Here is a 17,968-nt window from a genome sequence, read left to right as displayed (position 1 = left end):
CGTCTCCCTCGTGGAGTCGGGGGCCCTTCGCATGGCCGGGCACGGGCGTCAGCGTGGACTGGCCGGCGCGTCCAAGCCGCTCAGCCCGTGTGGACCCGCGGGCGCCTCGCGCGGTCCGGTTCCGCCTCGCGGAGGACCTCCCGGGTCACCGGGGCCACCTCGCCCTGACCGAAGAGGAAGAAGCGCAGGAAGTTGGCGAAGGGGCTGCCCTCGGTCCACTCGAAGTAGATGTGCGGGATGCAGTTCGTCGTGTCGCGGACGTGGAGGAGCAGGGCCGCCAGGGCGTTGGGGATGGAGGAGGACTCCAGGGTCAGCACGCGGTAGCGGTTGTGCATGACCTCGCCGCGCACGGTCAGGCCGGCCTCGAAGTCGGACGGGTCGGTGACCGTCACCTCGACGAAGATGAAGTCCTCCTGCTCCGGGAGGTCGTTGTCCGCCCGGATCTGCTCGATCTTGTCGCGGTACTCCGCCTTGTCCCGCCGGTCGGGCTCATTGGCGATGAAACGTATCTTTCGGCTGGCCATGTCCCGGACGAACCGCTCGGCCATGTCGTCCAGCGTCATGCTGGTCACGCGCAGCTCGAAGGCCCGCAGCAGCCGCGACAGCAGGGAGATCAGGATGATGCCGGCGATGAAGCAGGCGCCGATCTTCACACCGTCGGGGCGCTCGATGACGTTCACGACGGTGACGTAGAGCAGGACCGCGGAGATGGTCGCGAAGGTGATGACCCAGGTGCGTTCGCCGGCGCGCCGGGCGGCGATCGTCACCGCGATGGCGGCCGACGACATCAGGACCAGCACGCCGGTGGCGTAGGCGCCGCCCTGGGCGTCGACGTCGGCGTCGAAGATCCAGGTCACCAGGAAGCCGACCAGGGTGAAGACGATGACCATCGGGCGGACGGCGCGGGCCCAGTGCGGGGCCATGCCGTAGCGGGGCAGGTAGCGCGGCATCAGGTTGAGCAGGCCGGCCATCGCGGAGGCGCCGGCGAACCACAGGATGGCGATGGTCGAGATGTCGTAGACCGTGCCGAAGGCGCCGCCCAGGTAGTCGTGCGCGAGGTAGGCCAGCGCGCGGCCGTTGGCCTTGCCGCCCGCCTCGAACTCCTTCTCGGGGATCAGGAGGGTGGTGATGAAGCTGGTCGCGATCAGGAAGACGCTCATGATGACCGCGGCGGTGGTGAGCAGCTTCTTGGTGTCCCGGATGCGGCCCGTGGGACGTTCCTCGGTGTCGCCCGGGTCTCCCTGGACGTGGGGCATGACGGCGACACCGGTTTCGAAGCCGGACATGCCGAGGGCCAGCTTCGGGAAGACGATCAGCGACATGCCGATCATCACGGCGACGTTGCCGTGCTCGGCGGTGAGGGCGTTGGACCAGTCGGCGACCACGTGGCCCTCCGTCGCCACGTGCCACAGGCCGACGGCCACGACGACGGCGTTCAGCGAGAGGTAGATGACGACCAGCGCCACGGCGACCCCGATGGCCTCCAGGAAGCCCTTGAGGAAGACCGCGCCGAGCAGGGCGATGAGCACCAAGGTGATCACCAGCTGCTGGTCGTGCAGGGCGCTTTCCAGGTGGGGGTTCTCGACGAGGTGGGTCGAGGCGTCCGCCGCCGAGAGGGTGATGGTGATCAGGAAGTCCGTGGCGGCGAAGCCCAGCAGGGTCAGGACGAACAGCTTGCCCTTCCAGAACGTCAGCAGCCGCTCCAGCATCGCGATCGACCCCTCGCCGTGCGGGCTCTCCTCGGCGACGCGGCGGTACACCGGCAGGGCGCCGGCCAGGGTGACGATCACCAGGACGATGGTGGCGATGGGGGAGAGCAGGCCGGCGGCGAGGGCCGCGATGCCGGGCTGGTAGCCGAGGGTGGAGAAGTAGTCCACACCCGTCAGGCACATGACGCGGTACCAGGGCTGACCCTTGTGCGGGGGCTCGGGCTGGGCGTGCGGGCCCGTGTGGCCCTGTGCCTTGCCCATGTCGGACAGCCCCTCCAGCATCCAGGCGCGCAGGCGGCTGGGCGCGGGGTGTTCGGTCGTGGCCATCGGCGGGCTCCAGGTGCGGCTCAGCGTTCGGTTCCGGCCATCACACTGACGGCGGGCACCAGCGTAAGCGGAGCGTGACGTGTGGGCCTACGGATCATGGGGCCGGGGGCGTCAAGCTTGCGTTAAGACCGGCTCGCGAGGGGTGCTCGCCCCTCAAGAAGCGAGGCCACCGGGTGCCTCGCCCGTGGTTGGGCTGTACGGGGGACGGGGTGGCTTGTCGTCGAGGCGGACACCCAGCGTCATCGGCCGGGAGTGGTGATCGTCGAGGCCCTACCGGTCTTTCCGGTGGCCGGGTGAGGGCTTTCGTAAAGTTCGTCATGTCGAGCGAATGTTTCGTTCCCCATCCATCCGTCAGTGACACGCCTGTGGGTGCAAATTCAGTCTGTTCAAGGGGTTGCCACCCTCCGGACCCTGTCTCTAGGGTGCGGCAGCAGCGAAGCTTTCTGGATCACAAGCGAAACTTTCGATCTCCCGGGGTGTGTACACGGCAGTGCACTCCCCTATCTACCCAAGGAGCGCATGATGGGCGACCCGGCATTCTCCCGCCGAGGCTTCCTCGCGGCCTCCGCCGCGGCCGGTCTGAGCATGACCGCACTGAGCGCCTGCGGCGGCGACTCGGACGGGGGGTCGTCGGGGACGACCACCATCGAGTGGTGGAACATCTCCACCACCCAACCGGCCAAGGACGTCTGGGCCGCCCTCGCCAAGCGGTTCGAGGCCCAGAACCCCAAGGTCAAGGTGAAGATCGTCCAGCTGGAGAACGACGCCTACAAGTCGAAGATGACCGCGCTCATCGCCTCCGGCAAGCTCCCGGACATCTTCCACACCTGGGGCGGCGGCGTTCTCCAGCAGCAGGTCGACGCCGGCCTCGTCGAGGACCTCACCGACCGCACCAAGGAATGGGCGGACGGCATGCTCCCCGCCGCCAAGGAGGCGTACATCCTCGACAAGAAGGTCTACGGCATTCCCTTCGACATCGGCATGATCGGCTTCTGGTACAACAAGGCCCTCTTCAAGAAGGCCGGCATAGCCGAGACGCCCACCACCTGGACCGGCTTCCTCGACGCCGTCCGCAAGCTGAAGGCCGCCGGGATCACCCCGATCGCCCTCGCCGGCAAGGAGAAGTGGCCCGGCATGTACTACTGGGCCTACCTCGCCATGCGCACCGCGGGCATCGACGCGCTGCGGAAGGCCAACGAGGACAAGGACTTCACCGGCGCGGACTTCGTCCAGGCCGGCCGGCACCTGAAGGAGCTCGTCGACCTCGGCCCCTTCCAGAAGGGCTTCCTCGGCGCCGCCTACTCGACCCCGACCGGCCAGGCCGCCACCGTCGGCAACGGCAAGGCCGCCATGGAGCTCATGGGCCAGTGGGCCCCCACCGTCGAGGCCGACGCGGGCAAGGGCCTCGGCGCCGACCTCGGCTTCTTCCCGTTCCCCTCCGTCGAGGGCGGCAAGGGCACCATCACCGAGGTGTTCGGCGGAGGCGGCGGCCACGCCCTGCGCAAGGGCGCCCCGCAGGCGGCCGTCGACTTCCTGAAGTTCTTCGCCTCGGCGGCCACGGACACCGAACTGGTCAAGAAGACCGGCGTGATCCCGGTCGTCCCGGCCGCCGAGAGCGCCCTCACGGACGTCAACCTCAAGGCCGTACAGGCCCAGTTGAAGGCCGCCACCGGGTTCCAGCTCTACCTCGACCAGGCGTACGCGCCCGCTCTGGGACAGGAGATCAACGACAGCGTCGCCGCCCTGATCGCCGGCTCCAAGTCGCCCGAGCAGGTCGCCCAGTCGATCACCAAGGTCGCCAAGGAAGAGCAGTAGCACGCGATGACCTCGACTTTCCTCCCGGACAAGCGGAGCGGTCCGGACGTCGCAGCCCCGTCCCCGGCCGCCGACAGCGGCCGGGGGCGGGCCCGTCGGCGCCGGCTCCACTATCTGACCGCCCTCGGTCTCCAGGTGCCCGCCCTGGTGCTGTTCGGCACGCTCGTGCTGCTGCCGATGCTGTTCGCGCTCTACGCGTCCTTCTTCCGCTGGGGCGGCTTCGGCATGCCCGAGGACTACATCGGCGGAGACAACTTCTCCCGGCTCTTCGACGACCCCGTGTTCCTCGGGGACCTGTGGCGCTGTCTGCTCCTGGTGCTGCTCTCCCTCGCGCTCCAGCTGCCGTTCGCGCTGGCCCTGGCCGTCGCGCTCAACCAGCGCATCCGCGGCCGGGCCGTGTACCGGATGCTCTTCTTCGCCCCGTACATCCTCTCCGAGGCGATCACCGGTGTGCTGTTCGGCATGATCTTCGCGCCGGACGACGGCCTCGCCGACCACGTCCTCGGGAAGGTCGGCCTGGACGGGCTGGGCGGGGAGTGGTTCGCCGATCCGTCCACGGTCATGGCCACGCTCTTCCTGGTCATGATGTGGAAGTACTTCGGCTTCCACATGATGCTCTACCTGGCGGGGCTCCAGTCCATCCCCGCCGAGCTGACCGAGGCGGCCCTGATCGACGGGGCGGGACCCTGGCAGCGCTTCCGCAACATCACCCTGCCGCTGCTCGCGCCCACCCTGCGCATCAGCATCTTCCTGTCCGTCATCGGCTCCATCCAGCTCTTCGACCTGGTCTGGGTCACCACCTCGGGCGGCCCCGACCACCACTCCGAGACGATGGCCGTGACCATGTTCCAGTACGGCTTCAAGCGCTACCAGGTCGGCTACGCCAGCGCGATCAGCGTGGCCATGTTCGGCATCTGCCTCGTCTTCGCCCTCGCCTACCAGCGGTTCGTGCTCCGCCGCGACCTGGAGGGAGCCACCACGACCCTGAGAGGAGGCGGCTCGTGAGCGCCCGCAAGAGGACCGGCCGTACGCTCCCGCTGCACATCGTCCTGGCCGCCGTCGGCACCCTGATGGCCGTGCCGCTGCTCTACGCCGTCCTGTCCGGCTTCAAGTCCACCGACGAGCTCTCCCGCAACCCCATCGGCCTGCCCGACTCCTGGGTGACCTCCAACTACACCGACATCCTGAAGGACGGCTCCTTCTGGCAGCTCCTCGGCAGCAGCACCCTCATCGCGGTCGGTACGACGGTCGTGGTGGTCGCGGTCTCGGCGCTCGCCGCGTTCTCCTTCGCCCGGTTCGCCTTCCGCGGCCGGGAGGCGCTGTTCACGCTGTTCACGATGGGGCTGATGTTCCCCTTCGCGGTGGCGGCCCTGCCGCTCTTCCTGCTGCTGCGCTCGCTGGACCTGCTGGACAACCCGCTCGGTGTGATCCTCCCGCAGGCCGCCTTCGGACTGCCGATGACCATCGTCATCCTGCGCGGCTTCTTCCGGGAGATCCCGGCCGAACTGGAGGAGGCGGCCACGCTCGACGGCTGCGGCCCGCTCGGATTCTTCTGGCGGATCCTGCTGCCCATGGCCCGCCCGGCCCTCGGCACGGTCGCCGTCCTGGCCGTGGTCGGCAGCTGGAACAACTTCCTGCTGCCCCTGCTGGTGTTCACCGACTCCACCTGGTGGACGATCCCCATCGGCGTCCAGCAGTTCCAGGGCCAGTACTCCGCCGAGTACGCCCGCGTCTTCGCCTATCTCGTCCTCGCCATGGTTCCCGCCCTGGCCCTGTACTCCGTCGCCGAGCGCCAGCTCGTCGGCGGCCTCACCGCCGGCGCGACCAAGGGATGACCCGCGCCCGCGGACGTACGACTCACGCACAACCCCTTCCTTTCGTGAGGAGTCGCACCATGCCCAGCACGCCCCGCACCCGGCTCAGACTCGCCGGAGCGCTCGCCGCCGTCCTGGTCGCCGCCGGGATCGCGAGCGGACCCGCCGCGCAGGCCGGCGAGGAGCACCACAAGGAGCCGACCCTCGCGGACCTGGCCCACCGCCACGGCCGCTACTTCGGCAGCGCCACCGACAACCCCGAACTCACCGACGCCGCCTACACGAAGATCCTCGGCAGCGAGTTCGACATGATCACGCCCGGCAACGGCATGAAGTGGTACGCCACCGAGCCCCAGCAGGGCGTCTTCGACTGGACCAACGGCGACGAGATCCTCAACCTCGCCCGGTCGCACCACCAGAAGGTCCGCGCGCACACCCTCGTCTGGCACAGCCAGCTGCCGGACTGGGTCACGTCGAAGCAGTGGACGGCCGAGGAACTGCGGGCCGTGCTGAAGAACCACATCCAGACCGAGGCCCGCCACTACCGCGGCAAGGTCTACTCCTGGGACGTCGTCAACGAGGCGTTCAACGAGGACGGCACCTATCGGGAGAGCGTCTTCTACAAGACCCTCGGCCCCGGCTACATCGCGGACGCGCTGCGCTGGGCCCACGAGGCCGACCCGCACGCCAAGCTGTACCTCAACGACTACAACATCGAGGCGGTCGGCCCGAAGAGCGACGCCTACTACAACCTCGCGAAGCAGCTCAAGGCGCAGGGCGTCCCGCTCGACGGCATCGGCCTCCAGGCCCACCTCGCCCTCCAGTACGGCTATCCGACCACCCTGGAGGACAACCTCCGCCGCTTCTCCCGGCTGGGCCTGGACACCGCGCTCACCGAGGTCGACATCCGGATGATCCTTCCGGCGACCGACGAGAAGCTGGCCCAGCAGGCCGACTGGTACCGGGACGTGACCAAGGCGTGCCTGGCGGTGCGGCGCTGTGTCGGCATCACCATCTGGGACTACACCGACAAGTACTCCTGGATCCCGGCCTTCTTCGATGGCCAGGGTGCCGCGCTGCCCTGGGACGAGCAGCTTCAGCGGAAGCCGGCGTACACCGCGATCAGGCGCGCTCTGAAGTAGGGCCGGCTACCCATGGGTTGGTGGTGCGGTGCTCGACCGGACCACCAGCTCCGTGCCCAGTTCGACCCGGGGGGAGTCGAGGTGCTCGCCTCGGGCCAGGCGCAGGACCGTGCGGGCGGCGAGTTTGCCCATGTCGGCCAGGGGCTGGCGGATCGTCGTGAGGGGCGGGGCCGACCAGCGCACCTCCGGAAGGTCGTCGAAGCCGACCACGCTCAGATCCTCCGGGACGCGCAGCCCGCGTCGGCGCAGCGCCTCGATCGCGCCGAGCGCCATCTGGTCGCTGGCCGCGAACAGCGCGGTCGGCGGTTCGGGCAGGTCCAGGAGGGTGTTGCAGCCGGTGAAGCCGGACTCCGGACGGAAGTCGCCGGGGACGACGAGGGAGGCGTCGACGGTCAGTCCGGCGTTCTCCAGGGCGGCCCGGTAGCCGTCGTAGCGCGCCCGGGAGCAGAGCAGCCGGGGCGGGCCCGCGATCAGGCCGATCCTGCGGTGGCCGAGGGAGATGAGGTGCTCGGTGGCGGCGCGTCCGCCCGACCAGTTCGCGGCGCCGATCGTGGGGGTGTCGGCGGTGGGGGAGCCGGTCGGGTCGACCACCACCAGGGGGACGCCCAGGATGCGCAGCTGCTCGTGCAGCGTGGGCTCCAGCGCCGAGGTGACGAGGATGACGCCGTCGGAGGCGCGGGCGCGCAGATTGCGCAGCCATTCGCGGGCGGCGCCCGAGCGGCCGTGGATCGCCGAGACGACGGTGCCGACGCCGGCGGCGCCCGCGGCCTCCTCGACGCCGCGGATGATCTCCACCGCCCAGGGGCTGTCGAGGTCGTTGAAGACCAGGTCGAGGAGGGTGGCAGCGCGGGTGGGCGAGGCGGAGGCCCGCTTGCGGTAGCCGTGCCGGCGCAGCAGGTCCTCGACCCGGGCGCGGGTCTGCGGGGAGACGTCGGAGCGGCCGTTGACGACCCGCGAGACGGTCGGCACGGAGACACCGGCCCGCCGGGCGATCTCGGTGATGGTGATCTTCTCGCCGACGGCTGCGCCGACCTTCTGGTCGGCTGTGTCGCCGTCCCGCGACGACGCCTCGTCGGCCCCGGCCTTCCGCGCTGCCACGTCCCCGCCTCCGTCGCTGTTCGTCGGCTCGCTGTCCGAAACTTCCAGGAGTCTTCCGGAAAGCGGGCGGCCGTGGGAAGGCGTACGGAGGAGAAAGCCCGCGCTACGGTCGGTGACTTCCCCCGGGACATGCCACGGGGCCGGTGCGCAGCGGCGGCTGCGGTCCGGCCCCTCGATCTCGTCCGGCCGGCCGGAGGCTCAGGCGGCCGTCACGACCCGGCTGGTGTCCAGCGGGCGATGCGGAGCGATGATCCGGCCGTCCGGCAGGAGCTCACCGGTGTCCTCGAACACGAGAACGCCGTTGCACAGCAGGCTCCAGCCCTGCTCCGGGTGGTGCGCCACGAGGCGGGCGGACTCCCGGTCGGCGGAGGTGGCTGTCGGACACGGTGGCTGGTGCTGGCACATGGAAGGGATCTTTCGCTCTGGCGTGATGTGTGGAGTGTGTGTCGTGTCTGTCCCGCGGCGTGAAGCGTCGTTCATGGCCGCCCCCCGTTGTGATAAGTCGGTACGGAACCCAGTGTTGCCCTACGGGCGTCGATCCGCAGGGATTTCGCGGCACCGCTTCTCACAGGTTCATGACGCATCACTCAAGCGGGCGGTTCATCGCGAGGGCACGGTCACTTCGGATGGTTCCGGGGGGCCGTAAAGGGCTAGTCCGTACGGACCCCGGGCAGCGCCGTGCCCTGTCACCGGGGCCGCGGTGACAGGGCACGGGGAGTGAGGGTCAGGCGGACAGCAGGGGTGCGGGCGTCACCCGGGGGGTGAGCGCCAGGAGCAGTTCGGCGACCTGGTGGGGGCGGTGGGAGGCGATGCCGGGCGGTGCCGGGGCGAGCGGGATGAGCAGGTCGACGGGGTCCGGGTGGCCGGTGGTGCCGTCGGAGGCGCAGTCGCCGTGCAGCCACAGCGTGAGCATGTACAGGCCGGGTACGGACAGCAGGCGCGCCTGGTAGGGCTGGGCCACCGTCTCCGCCTGCCGCAGGGCGCGTTCGGTGGAGGGGATGTACGGGCCCTCGAAGAAGTGCGAGAACGTCCAGCCGTCCGCGGTGAGCCGGGTCTCCGCCGCCGCCACCGCGCGGTCGCCGCAGCGGATCAGGAAGCGCCAGCCGGCCAGCCGGGTGGCCGCCGTGCCCTCGGGCGTGATCCGGTCCAGCACATGGACCGGCAGGGGGAGTTCGGGCGTGACGGGTCCCTGGGCCGAGCGCAGGGACGGGGTCCGCGCCTCACGGACCGCGGTGGGGGAACCGAGGGCCGTGAGGACGGAACGCAGGGCGGGCGCGGGAGCCGGGGGGACATGCAGCGGCATGGTGGGTCGCCTCTCATTCGACAGGCACAGTGGCGCGAGGGCGGGGGCGGACGGCGCTGTCAGCACTCGGGGGTCGAGGCAAGAGAGGCAGGGGCCTGGATCTGTGAAAGAGGGGTACAGACGTGGCCTGCCGTCCGGGAATCGACGACAGGCTGTTCCGAGCGTGGGCGCCCACCTTCTGCCTTGTACGCGGAGTTTATACGACACGTGTTGTGACTGTGTTTCGTCTAGCCGATTCCGGGAGACTCGGCAAGGGTCCATTCAGTCGGCGATTCGCGTGAATCATCCCGATTCAGCGACGGTGTCGTGGCGTTGACCTCGGGAAATGCGGGTCAAGCGGACGGCCCATTCTTGTCGGCGTTTTTCACGAGTCGTCCATCGGTGAAAAAGCGCCCCGCCGCATGCCCCGTGAATGTGCCGCGGGTCACCGCCGCTCAGCCTAGCGGCCGACGGGCCCGCGCGGGGACGTTATCGATCGGCTTCGCTGGGCATCATCCCCCCTGACCCGGGAGACCCGGCGGCCGGAGCTTCGGCCCGCCCATGCGAGGAGGGATGCTTCGATGGGGGAGAAGGTCGTGGCAGGGGGGTTCGACCTGGCCGACCGCCAGCACTACCGGGACAAGCTCCGGCGGTGTCTGACGGGGCTGGAGCGGCTGCTGGCCCAGCGGCGCTTCGATCGGCCGAAGAACCTCATGGGGCTGGAGATCGAATTGAATCTCGTGGGCTCCGACGGCATGCCGAAAATGCTGAATGGGCAGGTCCTCGAAAGGATCGCCAGCCGGGATTTCCAAACAGAACTCGCCATGTTCAATCTGGAAGTGAACATAGCCCCACACCGGCTCGGCGGGCGGGTATTCGATCGACTCGCGGAGGAACTCCGCACCTCCTTGGCATATGCCGACAGAAAGGCGGCGGAGGTCGACGCCGGAATCGTGATGATCGGCATTCTGCCGACGCTCGAACGGGACGATCTGGTCTCCACCAATCTTTCCGAGGTCGATCGTTACACCCTCCTCAACGATCAGATCGTCGCGGCCCGCGGCGAGGATTTCGCGCTGGACATCGAGGGGGTGGAACGGCTCTCCTGCACCGCGAAGTCGATCACCCCCGAGGCGGCCTGCACCTCCGTGCAGCTGCATCTGCAGGTCACCCCGGGCCGTTTCGCCGATGTGTGGAACGCCGCGCAGGCCGTCGCCGCGGCCCAGGTCGCCATCGGCGCCAACGCGCCCTTCCTGTTCGGCTGCGAGCTGTGGCGCGAGTCCCGGATCCCGCTGTTCCTGCAGTCCACCGACACCCGCCCGCCCGAACTCCAGGCCCAGGGCGTACGGCCGCGCACCTGGTTCGGGGAACGCTGGGTCTCCTCGGCGTACGAGCTGTTCGAGGAGAACCTGCGCTACTTTCCCGCGCTGCTGCCGATCTGCGACGAGGAGGAGCCGCTGGAGGTCCTCGCCCGGGGCGGGGTGCCCAAGCTCGCCGAACTCGTCCTGCACAACGGCACGGTGTACCGGTGGAACCGGCCCGTCTACGGCATCGCCGACGGCGTCCCGCACCTCAGGGTGGAGAACCGGGTGCTGCCCGCCGGCCCCACCATCACCGACGTACTCGCCAACGCGGCCTTCTACTACGGCGTCGTCCGCGCCCTCGCCGAGGAGTCGCGGCCGGTGTGGCAGCGCATGCCGTTCCGTACAGCGGCCGCCAACTTCGACGCGGCCTGCCGGTACGGGATCGACGCCCGTCTCCAGTGGCCCCGGCGAGGGCGGCTGGGCGGTACGGCCGAGGTGGACGCGGTGAGTCTCGTACGGGACGAGTTGCTGCCGCTCGCCGAGGCGGGGCTGGACGCGTGGGGGGTGGAACCGGCCGACCGCGATCTGTACCTCGGGGTGATCGACGAGCGGTGCCGGCGGCGGGTGAACGGGGCGTCGTGGCAGGTGGCCACGTTCCACCGGGCGCTGGAGACCGGCCTGACCCGGGAGGCGGCCCTCGCGGCGACGACCCGGCGCTACAGCGAGCTGATGCACCAGGGCGATCCGGTCCATCTGTGGCCGGTGGGCCTGCCGGAGCCGGTCCCTACGGGGTGAGAGCGGGGCGGGGGGAATAGGTGTTGGGGGCGAACAGGGAGGCCGGAGTAGGGGTGGCTGGGAATCCGTGGGTGGCTGGGCGCGGGGATCCGGCATAGGTCGTGGATCTGCGGGTCGGGTCGATGTGTCGTGCGGCGGTGGGGACCCTGGTTGGTGGTGTTCGGGGGGCTTCTGTGGAAGATGGGCACGACGGGGTTCGCCGAGCGGAGGCAGGTGTGTGGGTGGACGCGGGGTCGAGGGCCGAATCCATGGCGCAGGAGCGGCCCTCGCGCCGGATCCTGCGGGACGAGACGCTGCTGGTGCTGGGCCTCTCGCTCGGCGCGAGCGGAGTGTCCGCCCTGATCAGCTTTGTCGGCTCGGTCACCAGACCGGGCGGCCTCAAGGACCAGGCGGCGACCCTCAACGCGTCGGCCGCCCCGGGCCGCCCCTGGCTGGACCTCGCCTGGCAGCTGTTCGGCATCGCCTCCGCCCTGGTACCGGTCGCCCTGGTCGCGCACCTGCTGCTGCGCGAGGGCCGGAGCCTGCGCACCCTCGGCTTCGACCGCACCCGGCCCTGGCCCGACCTCGGGCGTGGCGCGGCCGTCGCGGCGGTCATCGGCAGCACCGGCATCGCCTTCTACCTCGCCGCCCGCGGCCTCGGCTTCAACCTCACCGTGGTCCCCGAGGCACTGCCCGACGTGTGGTGGAAGTACCCGGTGCTGATCCTCTCGGCGCTGCAGAACGCCATCCTCGAAGAGGTCATCGTGGTCGGCTATCTGCTGCGCCGGCTCGGCCAGTTGGACTGGACCCCGGGCACCGCCCTGGTGGCCAGCTCCGTGCTGCGCGGCTCGTACCACCTCTACCAGGGCATCGGCGGATTCGTCGGCAACATGGTGATGGGCGTCGTCTTCGTCCTCCTGTACCGCCGCTGGGGCCGGGTGGGCCCCCTGGTGGTGGCGCACTCGCTGCTCGACATCGGCGCGTTCGTCGGCTACGCGCTGCTGGCCGGGAAGGTGGACTGGCTGCCGACGGCCTGAGCGGTCAGGCCAGCAGCTCCCCCTCGATGACGGTGACCGCGTGACCGCTCAGCAGCGTGCGCTCACCGAGCAGCCGAGTGCGCACCCGGCCGGACCGCGGCGAGGCCTGAAGGCCGGTCAGGTCGGTGCCGCCGAGCCGCTCGGACCAGAAGGGCGCCAGCGCGGTGTGGGCGCTGCCGGTGACCGGGTCCTCGTCGATGCCGAGGTTGGGGAAGAAGCAGCGCGAGACGAAGTCGTGGCCCCGGTCCGGGTGCTCGGCACGGGCGGTGGCGATGATGCCGCGCGCGGAGTGGACGCCCAGGGCCCTGTGGTCGGGGCGCAGCGCGTGGACGGTCTTCTCGTCGGCGAGTTCCACCAGCAGGTCGCCCACGTTCGGGCCGGTGTCGAACACGGCGAGCGGCTCCGCGCCCAGCGCCTCGGCGATCCCGGCGGGCACCTCGGCCGGTGTGAGCGGGGCGGTGGGGAAGTCCAGGGTGATCGAGCCGTCCTCGGCCGGCGTGGCGCCGAGCACCCCGCTGAGTGTCGCGAACCGCACCGGGCCCTCGTGGGCGCCGGTGGTGTGCAGCACATGGGCGGTGGCGAGGGTGGCGTGACCGCACATCGCGACCTCGGCGACGGGGGTGAACCAGCGCAGCGCCCAGTCGGCCTCACCGCCCTCCGGCAGCCGGTGGGCGAAGGCGGTCTCGGCGTGGTTGACCTCCATGGCCACCTGCTGGAGCCAGGCGTCGTCCGGGAACGAGTCCAGGAGCACGACCCCCGCGGGGTTGCCCGTGAACGGGCGGTCGGTGAAGGCGTCGACGATTCGGATACGCATGCGTGGACCGTAGAGGCCGCGCGCGCCGTCGCGCCAAGGCCAATTCGCGCTCGGCGGCCTGGCCGCGGGCGGGTGGGCGCCAACTGGGCGGCGGCGTGGGCGAGTTTGAGGGATGATCGCCAGGGAACGGTCGGCTGACGCGTTCATGAGTGTCGTGACGAGGGGGAGAGGGTCGATGCCGCACGCGACGACGGGGACCGGTGGCACGGTGGTGCTGACGGGGGCGACGGGCTTCATCGGATCGGCGGCGCTGCGCGCCCTGTTGCGGGACGCGCCGGGGACGCGCCTCCGGGTACTGGTGCGCCAGGTGCCGGCCCCCGGGGAGTACGGCGACGAGGCGGCGGCCGTCGACTGGGTGCGCGGTGACATCACCGACCCGGCGACGCTGAGCGGACTGTGCGAGGACGCCTCGGCGGTGCTCCACCTGGCCTCGTACATCGGCTCCGACGAGGAACTGTGCGAGGCGGTGAACGTCGGCGGCACCCGGGCGCTCATGGCGGAGGCCGCGCGGGCCGGTGTCCGGCGGGTGACGCATCTGTCCACGGCGGCGGTCTACGGCGCCGGACCGCACCGGGGCGTCGCGGTCGACGAGGTGACCCCCGAGCCGGTCTCCGCGGTGAGCCGGACCCGGCTGGCGGGCGAGCGGTACGCGCGCGGGGCCGCGGCGGTCGTCCTGCGGCCCGGGATCGTGCTGGGCCGGGGCGACCGGTGGGTGGTGCCCGGGCTGCGGGAGCTGGTCGCCCGGGTCCCCGGGGCGTGGAACGGCGGCCGGGCCCTGCTGTCGGTGGTGGACGTGGAGGACCTGGGCCGCCTTCTGGCGGCCCTGGCAACGGGCCCGCGCCCGGTGCCGCCCGGCACCTACCACGTGGGCCATCCGGCGCCGGTGCGCTGCGGGGACCTGCTGGCGGAACTGGCGGCACACGGTGTCGTACCGCCCCTGCCGGACGTCGATCTGTCGTGGGCGGAGTGCGTGGCACTGCTGCGGGCGACACCGGGCCGGGCCTCGGAGCGGCAGCTGGAGCTGGCCGCCCAGGACCACTGGTACCTGTCCGACGACATCTGGAAGCTGGCGGACTGCCCGCCGGGGCCCGGGCCGCTGAAGCGGCTGGCGGGGGCGGCGGAGTGGTATCGGCGGCAGGCGGGCTGAGGGGACCCGGAAAACGGGTCGCTCCGGCGGGCCGCTGCGCCGATCATGGGCGCATGCCCCTCCTGGACACCCTCGCCCGAGCCGACGCCGACCTGCTCGCCGGTCGCGTTCCCGTGGCGCGTCAGCGCCTGCGCGGACTGGTGTCGTCGTACCCGGGCGATCTCACCGTGCGTCGGAGGCTGGCCGAGGTGTACCGGCTGTACGGCGAGCCCGCGCAGGCCGGGCGGTGGATGTACCTGGAGGAGGACCGCGACCCGGCCGAGACCGCCGCCTTCGAGGCGAGGTACCGCACCCCGGGCGAGCGCATGAAGGCCCTGGCCTGGCGCGGCCAGGAGAGCGAGGCCGGCTCGGTGTTCGCCCGGGAGCAGCTGGCGGCCGTGCGAGAGGCCTGCTCCGAGGCCGCGGGGCGGCCCGTCGGCTGGGGCGAGGAGCCGGACGCGACCCCGACGAGCACGGCCCGGGACATCGCCGCCGGGGTGGGCTGCCTGCTGGTCCTCGTCGCGATGGCGGCGATCTGGGCCTACGGTCTGTTCGCGCTGTTCGACTGAGACGTGGCGGCGTGAGCCTGGCTGCCTGAGCCCGGCCGCCTGACTCTGGAGGCTTCCGTCCGGACGCACTCCGCTAGTCCGCCATGGGCTTGTGGGCCAGGAAGGTGCCGACGCGGCGCTGGTCCCCCGGGGCCAGTTCCTGCACCAGTTGTGCGGTGACCGTGAGGCCGGCCTGGGTCAGCAGTTCGGTGATGCGTTGCGGCGGGGGCCGGTGGGACTCGTAGGTCACCGGGTGCCCGCCGTACCCGTGCGTCGGCCGGATGCGTTCGCCGTCTCCGATGTGACCGGCCAGCATCAGCGGGGCTCCGGGGGCCAGGGTGCGGTGGAACTCGGCGTAGAGCGTGGGGAGTTCCTCGGGCGGGGTGTGGTGGGTGGAGTAGTAGGCCAGGATGCCGCCGAGTTCGCCGTCCCCGAGGGCGAGGGCGGTCATCGAACCCACCCTGAAGTCCAGCCCGGGTGAGGACCGGCGGGCGAGTTCGATCATCTTCGGGGAGACATCGATGCCGAGGACCGGCAGTCCCTGGTCCGCGAGATGGGCCGTGACGCGACCCGGCCCGCAGCCCAGGTCGGCGACCGGGCCCAGACCGGCCGCCCGCGCGGTCTCCGCGAACGCGGCCAGCATCGCGCGCGAGAGCGGATCAAGCTCCGCCGGGCTCTTGACGAGGTCCTGGTAGTCGGCGGCGACGGTGTCGTAGGACTCCCGGATCGCGGCCAGATATGCGGGCTCGGTCACGCCCGTCACTCTAGTTTCCGATGTCGTCCCGTCGTGAGGAGGGGCTTGTCGCTCCCTTCTTTCCGATATATCGTTGAGGCATCGCGATCGATCAACGATGGAATGGAGTGAGAGCGATGCGTACCCATGGATACGAGCGTGGACATGGACAGGACGGCCCCTTCCGGCGTGGCCGGGGTGGTTTCGAGGGGCGGCGTGCTGCCTTCGGGCCCTTCGGTCCGGGTGGGCCGGGATTCGGTCCCGGCGGGCCCGGCTTCGGTGGCCCCGGCCCCTGGGGGCGAGGGCGCGGCGGCCCGAGGGGAAGGGCGCGGCGGGGTGATGTACGGGCTTCGATCCTGGCCCTGCTGAAGGACCGGCCGATGCACGGTTACGAGATGATCCAGGAGATCGCCGAGCGCAGCGGCGGAGCGTGGAAGCCGAGCCCGGGTTCGGTCTACCCGACCCTCCAACTGCTGGAGGACGAGGGGCTGATCATCAGTGAGACCGAGGGCGGCAAGAAGCTGTTCGCCCTGACCGAGGAGGGTCGTACGGCGGCCGAGGCCGGCCCCGAGGCCCCCTGGGAGGAGGCCTCGCGAGGGGTCGACTTCGAGGCTCTCGGTGAGATCCGGCAGGCCGGCTTCGGTCTGATGGAGGCCTTCGGTCAGGTCTGGAAGACCGGGAGCAAGGAGCAGCGCGAGAAGGCGCTGGCCGTGATCAACGAGGCGCGCAAGAAGCTGTATCTGATCCTGGCCGACGAGGACTGATCGTCGGTGCCCGGAGGGCGCCCCGCATGCTGTGCGGGGCGCCTTCTCGCGTCCCGGTCAGGTCACCAGCCCGCCCAGCTTGCGCAGGGACTCGTTCAGCGCGGCCGTCGCCGAGTCCTTGAGCTTGCCGGCCATCAGGGACACGGCCGCGCCCGTGAACTCGCCGTCGATCCGGACCGTCGCGGCTTCGTCGCCGTCCGGCGTGAGGGTGTAGCGCGTGGCCACCGTCACCGCCATCGGGCCCTTGCCGCGGATCGCGAGCAGCCGGGCCGGCTCCAGTTCCTCGACCGTCCACTCCACCTCGGCCGGGAAGCCCATGAGCTTCATGTTCTCCTGGAAGGTCGCGCCGACCTCCAGGGTCGTGGGGCCGCCCTCGGGGAAGTTCGTGTGGGTCGCGTTCCACTCGCCGTACGCCGGCCAGTCCGTGAGTTGCGCCCAGATCTTCTCCGCCGGTGCCCCGATGTGCGCCTCCGCACTCACTTCGGCCATGCGACCACCTCTCCGACTCGGGCCAGGTGTCGCGGAACGTAGCCGCAGGACGGTGAACATTCAATACTGATGGACCGTCAGAAAATGGGGAGTCCGTGGCTTGCGTACCGCGCCTCGGTCCGTGGGACGCCGGTCAGCCCACGCGGCGTATCCGCGCCGCGTCGAAGAGGTCCCAGGCCCTCGGGAAAGGTCCCTCGTCGTGGCAGTGCCACGCGTCCCAGAAGAGATCGGCGGGGAGGGCGTCCTCGGGGGCGTACACCCGGTAGACGTACTCCATGCCGTCGACCGCGGGCAGGGCCACCAGCCAGCACTCGGTCACCTCGTCCCTCACCCCCTTGGTACGCACGGTGTGGGACGTGCGAAGTGGTCCGGTGGTTGCCTGAGGGGCGTGAGGCAAGGCGGCGCGCGCCCCTGGGGTGAAGGAGGCCGGATCTCATCCCTGGGGAGGAGATGCCGCCGTCGTGGGTCCGCTCAGCGTGGGACGCGGAAATGCTTCGCTGCGTGGATGACCGGACCGGGTCGGGGCTGATGGGGTGGGCGATGTGCAATCCCGTATTCCCCGCCAGCCGGACCGAGAACCAGCGCATCCCGGCGGGCACGACGGCGGCGGGCTCAGTGAGGAGCTCGCCGCGGTGGTCGCCGGTGCCCGCCGCCGGGCCCTGAGGGACGGGGACCGGCAGATCGACACCGCGCATCTGCTGCACTCGCTCCTGGAACACGATCCCGAGGTGCGCGCCGCCTTCGACGGCACCTCCCAGCTCGCCCGCCTGCTCGGCTACCTGGTCCAGCGCAGCATCGGCTACGGGCTGCGCTGGCAGGGCGGGGTGGAGGACTCGGGGGCGCTGCCCGTGGTACGAGAGGCGGCGGCGTCCGCAGACGCCTCGGTCTGCGCCGCTGGTGACGGTGCTGACGCGGCGCGTTTCTCGCCTGTCGCCGCGGTCGCCATGCGGCACGCCTGTGCGCGGGCCCTGCGCCGGGGCGGCGTGCCCGCCCGTGGTCTCGATCTGCTCGCGGCGATCATCGCCGACCCCGAGGCGCGGGCGGTCGAGGTGCTGCACCACGCCGGTGTCGACGCCGGGCAGCTGCTGGACCGCGTCGAGGGAGGCGTCCGGGAGGTCGTCGGGGACGTCGAGGGGGCGGACGCCGGCTGGTGAATCCCGTCCAGCCGGTGAGACAGGTGTCAACGGGGGTG

Annotated in this window: 18 protein-coding genes; 10 read left to right on the top strand and 8 right to left on the bottom strand. The window is 70.8% G+C overall.

The window, feature by feature from the left end; translation table 11 throughout:
- Positions 1-80: 80 nt before the first annotated feature.
- Entirely contained in the window at positions 81-2,036 is a 1,956-nt protein-coding gene (locus tag ACZ5NW_RS32550) for an APC family permease (RefSeq protein WP_468747591.1), read from the bottom strand.
- Between the two features lie 522 nt (positions 2,037-2,558).
- Here ACZ5NW_RS32550 and ACZ5NW_RS32545 point away from each other — a divergent pair.
- The 4 genes from ACZ5NW_RS32545 (at position 2,559) to ACZ5NW_RS32530 (ending at position 6,807) form a co-directional block, all read left to right on the top strand.
- A complete protein-coding gene (locus ACZ5NW_RS32545) occupies positions 2,559-3,851 on the top strand; it encodes an extracellular solute-binding protein (RefSeq protein ID WP_468747590.1) in 1,293 nt (430 codons plus the stop codon).
- 6 nt (positions 3,852-3,857) lie between these two features.
- Positions 3,858-4,856 carry a carbohydrate ABC transporter permease gene (locus ACZ5NW_RS32540; protein ID WP_468747589.1) on the top strand — a complete coding sequence of 333 codons (999 nt, stop codon included), beginning with the start codon at positions 3,858-3,860 and terminating at the stop codon, positions 4,854-4,856.
- 65 nt (positions 4,857-4,921) lie between these two features.
- Positions 4,922-5,686: a carbohydrate ABC transporter permease gene (locus ACZ5NW_RS32535; RefSeq protein WP_468747609.1), complete on the top strand. Its 765-nt coding sequence runs from the start codon at positions 4,922-4,924 to the stop codon at positions 5,684-5,686.
- Between the two features lie 59 nt (positions 5,687-5,745).
- A complete protein-coding gene (locus ACZ5NW_RS32530; protein ID WP_468747588.1) occupies positions 5,746-6,807 on the top strand; it encodes an endo-1,4-beta-xylanase in 1,062 nt (353 codons plus the stop codon).
- Between the two features lie 6 nt (positions 6,808-6,813).
- Here the strand turns inward: ACZ5NW_RS32530 and ACZ5NW_RS32525 are convergent, their stop codons facing one another.
- From ACZ5NW_RS32525 to ACZ5NW_RS32515, 3 genes are all read right to left on the bottom strand, one after another.
- Positions 6,814-7,905, bottom strand: coding sequence for a LacI family DNA-binding transcriptional regulator (locus ACZ5NW_RS32525; RefSeq protein ID WP_468747587.1), 1,092 nt, complete (start codon positions 7,903-7,905; stop codon positions 6,814-6,816).
- A 198-nt stretch (positions 7,906-8,103) separates the two neighbouring features.
- A complete protein-coding gene (locus ACZ5NW_RS32520; protein ID WP_468747586.1) occupies positions 8,104-8,310 on the bottom strand; it encodes a DUF5999 family protein in 207 nt (68 codons plus the stop codon).
- 319 nt (positions 8,311-8,629) lie between these two features.
- A complete protein-coding gene (locus ACZ5NW_RS32515; RefSeq protein WP_468747585.1) occupies positions 8,630-9,208 on the bottom strand; it encodes a hypothetical protein in 579 nt (192 codons plus the stop codon).
- A 560-nt stretch (positions 9,209-9,768) separates the two neighbouring features.
- On the opposite strand from ACZ5NW_RS32515, the gene ACZ5NW_RS32510 reads away from it, so the two are divergent.
- Positions 9,769-11,286, top strand: coding sequence for a glutamate-cysteine ligase family protein (locus ACZ5NW_RS32510; RefSeq protein ID WP_468747584.1), 1,518 nt, complete (start codon positions 9,769-9,771; stop codon positions 11,284-11,286).
- Between the two features lie 248 nt (positions 11,287-11,534).
- On the top strand, positions 11,535-12,302 hold the full coding sequence (locus tag ACZ5NW_RS32505) for a CPBP family intramembrane glutamic endopeptidase (RefSeq protein ID WP_468747583.1): 768 nt from the start codon (positions 11,535-11,537) through the stop codon (positions 12,300-12,302).
- A gap of 4 nt (positions 12,303-12,306) precedes the next feature.
- On the opposite strand, the gene ACZ5NW_RS32500 is transcribed toward ACZ5NW_RS32505, so the two are convergent.
- Positions 12,307-13,116, bottom strand: coding sequence for a PhzF family phenazine biosynthesis protein (locus tag ACZ5NW_RS32500; protein WP_468747582.1), 810 nt, complete (start codon positions 13,114-13,116; stop codon positions 12,307-12,309).
- A gap of 175 nt (positions 13,117-13,291) precedes the next feature.
- Between ACZ5NW_RS32500 and ACZ5NW_RS32495 the strand changes: the two genes are divergently transcribed.
- Positions 13,292-14,263, top strand: a complete 972-nt coding sequence (locus ACZ5NW_RS32495; protein WP_468747581.1) for an NAD-dependent epimerase/dehydratase family protein — start codon at positions 13,292-13,294, stop codon at positions 14,261-14,263.
- Positions 14,264-14,316: 53 nt separating this feature from the next.
- On the top strand, positions 14,317-14,811 hold the full coding sequence (locus ACZ5NW_RS32490; protein ID WP_468747580.1) for a DUF6584 family protein: 495 nt from the start codon (positions 14,317-14,319) through the stop codon (positions 14,809-14,811).
- A 73-nt stretch (positions 14,812-14,884) separates the two neighbouring features.
- Here the strand turns inward: ACZ5NW_RS32490 and ACZ5NW_RS32485 are convergent, their stop codons facing one another.
- A complete protein-coding gene (locus ACZ5NW_RS32485; protein ID WP_468747579.1) occupies positions 14,885-15,544 on the bottom strand; it encodes a class I SAM-dependent methyltransferase in 660 nt (219 codons plus the stop codon).
- A 116-nt stretch (positions 15,545-15,660) separates the two neighbouring features.
- Here ACZ5NW_RS32485 and ACZ5NW_RS32480 point away from each other — a divergent pair, with 116 nt between their 5' ends.
- On the top strand, positions 15,661-16,287 hold the full coding sequence (locus ACZ5NW_RS32480; RefSeq protein ID WP_468747578.1) for a PadR family transcriptional regulator: 627 nt from the start codon (positions 15,661-15,663) through the stop codon (positions 16,285-16,287).
- A 57-nt stretch (positions 16,288-16,344) separates the two neighbouring features.
- Here ACZ5NW_RS32480 and ACZ5NW_RS32475 read toward each other — a convergent pair whose 3' ends face one another.
- Together ACZ5NW_RS32475 and ACZ5NW_RS32470 are read right to left on the bottom strand one after the other, a co-directional pair.
- Positions 16,345-16,776 carry a type II toxin-antitoxin system Rv0910 family toxin gene (locus ACZ5NW_RS32475; protein ID WP_468747577.1) on the bottom strand — a complete coding sequence of 144 codons (432 nt, stop codon included), beginning with the start codon at positions 16,774-16,776 and terminating at the stop codon, positions 16,345-16,347.
- 133 nt (positions 16,777-16,909) lie between these two features.
- Positions 16,910-17,122 carry a hypothetical protein gene (locus tag ACZ5NW_RS32470; protein WP_468747611.1) on the bottom strand — a complete coding sequence of 71 codons (213 nt, stop codon included), beginning with the start codon at positions 17,120-17,122 and terminating at the stop codon, positions 16,910-16,912.
- 196 nt (positions 17,123-17,318) lie between these two features.
- Here ACZ5NW_RS32470 and ACZ5NW_RS32465 point away from each other — a divergent pair, with 196 nt between their 5' ends.
- Positions 17,319-17,930: a peptidase gene (locus tag ACZ5NW_RS32465; RefSeq protein ID WP_468747576.1), complete on the top strand. Its 612-nt coding sequence runs from the start codon at positions 17,319-17,321 to the stop codon at positions 17,928-17,930.
- The last annotated feature ends 38 nt before the right edge of the window (positions 17,931-17,968 follow it).

The sequence above is a fragment of the Streptomyces sp. NPDC032126 genome (assembly GCF_055580085.1).
Note: the sequence above shows the minus strand (reverse complement) of the source record. Positions and strands in the feature narration are given on the sequence as shown.